Source organism: Petrachloros mirabilis, assembly GCF_975968855.1.
Window position 1 is genome coordinate 1 of record NZ_CDLUDY010000193.1, and the last position, 4,874, is coordinate 4,874.

A 4,874-nucleotide genomic window follows, 5' to 3' on the forward strand; every position below is an offset into this window, starting at 1 on the left:
CTTGCCAGTGGACCGACCACTGTATCCTTCTCCATAGGATCGCCAACCTTCTGGGACTTCATGCCTTCCACGAATTTCTTCGTGAATCGTTCCAACACAGCCTCAACGACGATGAATCGCTTTGCAGCGATGCAGCTCTGCCCTGAGTTGATCAGCCGTCCCGTAACGCAGGCTGCCACTGCAGAGTCCAGATCAGCATCTTCAAGAATCACATACGGATCACTTCCACCGAGCTCCAACACTGTCTTCTTGAGCAGCTCTCCTGCTTTTCTCGCGACAGCTTTACCTGCTGGTGTACTTCCCGTGAGGGTAACGGCGCGCACGTAGGGATGACTGATGACGGCGTCGACCTCTTTGCTCGAGACCAGCACCGCACGGAATATGTCTTTTGGAAGCCCTGCTTTTACGAATACGTCTTCTATTGCCAGGGCACAGCCAGGGACGTTCGATGCGTGCTTCAGCACTCCCCCGTTTCCTGCCATGAGAGCCGGCGCAGCGAACCGGAAAACCTGCCAGAAGGGGAAATTCCAGGGCATGATGGCAAGGACTACGCCGATTGGCTGAAATGTCACAAAGCTCTTCGCGGCGTCAGTTTCGACGATCTCCCGTTTTAGGAATTCTTGAGCGTTCTGCGCGTAGTAGTCGCACACCCATGCGCACTTCTCGACCTCGGAAAGAGCACCGCTGATCGGCTTTCCCATTTCGCGGGTCATCAGGGTCGCATATTCCATCGCGTGTTCGCGCAGTATCTGCGCTGCTCGCTTGATGAGCTGCGCTCGTTCGGGGAAACTCACCTTTCTCCATTCCAGAAAGGCCTTGTGGCAAGCATCGACTACTGCAGAGGCCTCTTTGGGGTTCATCCCCGTGTACGTCTGAATCGGTTTTCCCGTCGTGGGGTTGATGGATTCAAATGTCATGAGGTGTATCCTTTCGAGAATGCACAATCACGTACGTCAATGGTAGTGATATGTGAGTGAAAGCTCAAATCGAGACAGTGTGACATTCGTTCGAGTCTTACCCTCTCATGTTCCAAAAATTGACCCGTGTCACGGTAACAGTGGGATCCGTTGGCTAACCATAAGGAACAGACCATCGCTCCCCACGGTGGCCAAAAGCCCCTTCCGTTTTCCCGCGCGATGGTCATGCGGAAACCCAGCTTCAGGAGGATCTCCCATGCTCATCGAAACAACCAGCATCGTCCGCGTTATCCTGTCCGTACTCCTGTTTCCGACGTTCTTCCAGGGTGCATTCGTTGATTTTGCCTGGGGGGCCGAAGATGACCTCTGGATCATGGTCGCCAAGCGGGTGTTTCTTTTGCTACCCGCCTGCGCAGTGATTGCCGCAAGCTGGCTCACGATTCCTTCGGTCGTGACTGTGGTCTTTCGCGGCAAGCGAAAGGGGTTCGTGACCCTGCTCTTTCTCACCTGGTGGGATCTGGGCAAGTCGATCGTCGCCTTCTGGGGCGGCGTGTTCAAATTTCTCGTGACGTTCACCTGGGCACTCCTGGGCATGCTCAAGATGATCTTTTTTGGCCTCTGGTCAATTATCCAGGAGCTCCTGCTTCTTCCGTTCCGACTTATCCGAAATGCCGGACAGAGCGTCGTCAGCTCCCCGGTGCCCTGGATCGCCGTGTTTTTGACGATCTTTTGGTGCTTGATCGAGGCTCTCATCTTCACGTACGTCGTGGCCCCGCTTGTGGCAGACACACTGTCGAACATCACCGGTGAGCAGCTCTCGGGATACATGCTGAAGATTCCGCTGTATCTGTTCCTGTTCTTCATCGTCCTGGGAAGCTATGCTGTGCTGTCCAACCTGGTCGATGCCGTGAAGAGCAAGAACTTCTACTTCATTGCCGGTATCGGTGTGATCGAAGTGGTGGTGCTCTTCGTCGAAGTGTTCTTCCTGTACCGAGAGTTCGTGGATTCTCTTGTTCCCTGGTTCGCCCAGTACAGCGAGGGCTTTGAGCTCGGTGTCTTCTGGACCCTTGCGATTGCGTGCATGGCGTGGTTTGGGATCCGTAGCCTGTCGTGGTTCCTGTTCGCCGCCCACGGCACCCCAACCATCCTGTCGATCATTCAGGGGAAGGGCCTGGGAACACAGCCAGCCGGAGAACGCGTCGTCACGCAGATGGAGGCTTTTTCCTCGTCCTTCATTGAAAAAGTCAAGCAGGAATCCGATTGGGCAAAGGCCAAGGGAGACGAGCTCCTTGCTGCTTTCATGCTGCCCCCGCTTCAGGTGGTTGCGGCAACGATCAATTTTCTCTCCCTTTTGGTCAGCGGAAAGCACCTGTTCGAGCTCCCCTTCACGAGCATCGACGCCGTGATGAAAGCCAGAAACGGCCAGGAGACTATTTCATCCAAAGCCACAGCTGCCCAGGAAGCCTAAGGGAAGGAGGAACCAATGCGACGATCACTACGAACAGCCGTCCTGCTTCTTTCCCTTATCGCAGCATCCTGTGACAGTGGACCTGATAATCCCCGTCTCTCGATGTTTGTCGGTGTGGATATTAGCGGATCATTCATGAACAGCGGCTATTACGACGATGCCATCGATTTTCTGGCACGCTATCTGTACGCGCACATCAATGGACTTGGCGGGCTCGAAGAACCGAACGTTCTTTTTGTGAGCTCGATCGGCGGCGCAGATGCCGACGACCCCAAGACCTTCTTCCCCAAACAGACGTTTGAGGATAAAAGCATCGAGGAGATCGCGGCGAAACTCCGTGAAATCTTCCCGCAAGGTGTCGAGAATCCCTACACGGATTACAATGCATTCTTTGAACAGATTGCATTGATGGTACGGAACAGGAAGCTCATCCTGCGGCCCATCTCCATCGTGATGGTCTCCGACGGTCGTCCTGACGTCAAAAAGGCGGGAGAAACTGACTTCAGGAGCATCCAGTTCAAACCTCTCGAGACCCTCTCGCGAAACATCACCGTGAGGCTCCTGTATACGACGGCAGATGTTGGCAACAAGTGGCAGACGAGGGTCCCACGATCTCGCGTGAAGGTCTGGACGCAGGACGCCGAAGTGATGGTCTCGTGGAAGGAGCCGACGATCTATCTGCCTGACAAGCCGATTGCCCAGCAGGAGAGCTTTTTCCGGTGGGTGAAGGAAAATGTCAACTACGGGGTTGCTGCGCGGCGGGTTGATTAGCAGGGGGCAGTAGCACTCGCGAGCGGCCCGGGTCAGGAGCAATCACTGATCCGGGCCGTTTGCCGTCATCGTCACTCCTTGGTACGAAGCCTCTAAGGCTCGCACAAGGGATCTATGTCGCCGATTCCTTCTTGCGGGACACCACAGATTCGCCTGCATGTGCTGGCGATGATCGTATCATGGCCCAGCAGGAAGACGACGTTGCGCATTGTCCCCCCTGAGCCCCTACGCCGACCACCACAAGTATACTGCAATCGCCGCTAAGAACACCGAGAAGAGCCGTTGGAGATCCCGGGCTGGCAGGCCAAGCGCAATCTCAGCACCGAAGTATGCCCCAACAAGAAGTCCAAGCGCAATCAGGAGCGCACTTCTGATGTCAACGTTCCCTTGGCTATAGTATTTCCAGGCACCCAGGATGCCCACCGGCAGAAGCAGCGCAGCAAGTGATGTCCCCGTGGCCTTCTGCGGTGGAAACTTCGCGATTAAAATGAGGGCCGGGACAATGACAACACCGCCTCCGATGCCGAATAGTCCCGCAAGTACTCCAGCAACGAGTCCAAAAGCTAGGTATTGCATGTCGTCCTCCCGATGTTGTTGCGGTTCTGAATGCGTACCCCCGCGTGGATCCTGCGGTTCAAGATTGTGGTTTCATCCAGAACGGCTCCCAGGCATGACCATCCAGATCCTCGAAGGCGTGGCCGTACATGAAGTCATGGTCTTCTGCTTCACGCGGGATCGTTCCGCCGGCGGCCTTCGCTTTCTTGACGAGCTCGTCGACCTCGGTGCGGCTGTCGACCGAGATGGCAACGATCACTTCTTTCGTCTTCGTCGTGTCGCATATGTCTTTCGTCGTAAATCGCTTAAAGAACTCCTCGACCAGGAGCATGGCATACATGTTCTCGCCAATGATCAGGGCGGCGGCGTTGTCATTTGTGAATTTCGGTTCGAACGAAAACCCCAGTGCGGAGAAGAAATCCATCGACCGTTTCAAGTCTTTGACCGATAGATTGACATAGATCTGCTTTGCCATGGGTCTCCCCTGGTTGGTGGTGTGAAGGAAACGGGATCGTACGAACAAGAGCGCGCCCTACGTCGGTTCGGCCTCCAGGGCTACCTTCAGATCGTCGATCAGGTCTTCAACGTTTTCGATTCCGACAGAATACCGGATGAGCCCTTCTGGGATCCCCGCCGCAGCCCTTTCCTTCAGGCTCAGCTCAACATGACTCGTGGTCGATGGAGGCCCAACAAGAGTTCCGACAGATCCCAGGCTCGCCGCTCTATGGGCAAACCGCAAACGGGGCAGAAAGTGACGGACGGCATCAGATCCGCCCTTGAGCTCAAAGGAAAGCACCCCACCGAATCCCCGCATCTGGGTTCGGGCGATCTCATGACCGGGATGGGACTTCAACCCGGGATAGAAGACGGCCTTCACCGCCCCGTGAGACTCAAGAAACGTCGCAATCTCGAGGGCATTCAAGTTGTGCCGCTCCACTCGAAGCTCGAGCGTCTTCATTCCCCTCGAAAGCAGGAAAGCGGCCTCAGGATGAAGCGATGCGCCGTTGATTTCCCGATAGCTGAAAAGACGATCCACGTACCTCTTCGAACCAACCGCCACGCCCCCCAGCGCGTCAGAATGCCCCCCGAGGTATTTCGTGGCGCTGTGAAGGACGAGATCCGCTCCGAGTTCGAGCGGTCGTTGATTGATCGGCGTGGCAAAC

6 protein-coding genes are annotated in these 4,874 nt (G+C 55.6%); 2 read left to right on the plus strand and 4 right to left on the minus strand.

The window, feature by feature from the left end; genetic code table 11:
• Positions 1-917: aldehyde dehydrogenase family protein (locus ACWVCN_RS07860; protein WP_455245012.1), on the minus strand; the 917-nt coding region annotated here is incomplete at its 3' end.
• 256 nt (positions 918-1,173) lie between these two features.
• Here ACWVCN_RS07860 and ACWVCN_RS07865 point away from each other — a divergent pair.
• Both ACWVCN_RS07865 and ACWVCN_RS07870 read left to right on the plus strand, forming a co-directional pair.
• A complete protein-coding gene (locus tag ACWVCN_RS07865) occupies positions 1,174-2,385 on the plus strand; it encodes a hypothetical protein (RefSeq protein WP_455245013.1) in 1,212 nt (403 codons plus the stop codon).
• Between the two features lie 15 nt (positions 2,386-2,400).
• Positions 2,401-3,156 (plus strand): hypothetical protein, encoded by a 756-nt coding sequence (locus ACWVCN_RS07870; RefSeq protein ID WP_455245014.1) that lies wholly within the window; start codon positions 2,401-2,403, stop codon positions 3,154-3,156.
• A gap of 225 nt (positions 3,157-3,381) precedes the next feature.
• Here ACWVCN_RS07870 and ACWVCN_RS07875 read toward each other — a convergent pair whose 3' ends face one another.
• From ACWVCN_RS07875 to ACWVCN_RS07885, 3 genes are all read right to left on the minus strand, one after another.
• The gene (locus ACWVCN_RS07875; RefSeq protein WP_455245015.1) at positions 3,382-3,732 is read right to left on the minus strand and encodes a sulfite exporter TauE/SafE family protein; all 351 of its coding nucleotides are present in this window, start codon (positions 3,730-3,732) and stop codon (positions 3,382-3,384) included.
• A gap of 58 nt (positions 3,733-3,790) precedes the next feature.
• A complete protein-coding gene (locus ACWVCN_RS07880; protein WP_455245016.1) occupies positions 3,791-4,186 on the minus strand; it encodes a VOC family protein in 396 nt (131 codons plus the stop codon).
• A gap of 57 nt (positions 4,187-4,243) precedes the next feature.
• The coding region (locus ACWVCN_RS07885; protein WP_455245017.1) for a PLP-dependent transferase at positions 4,244-4,874 on the minus strand (631 nt) is incomplete at its 5' end.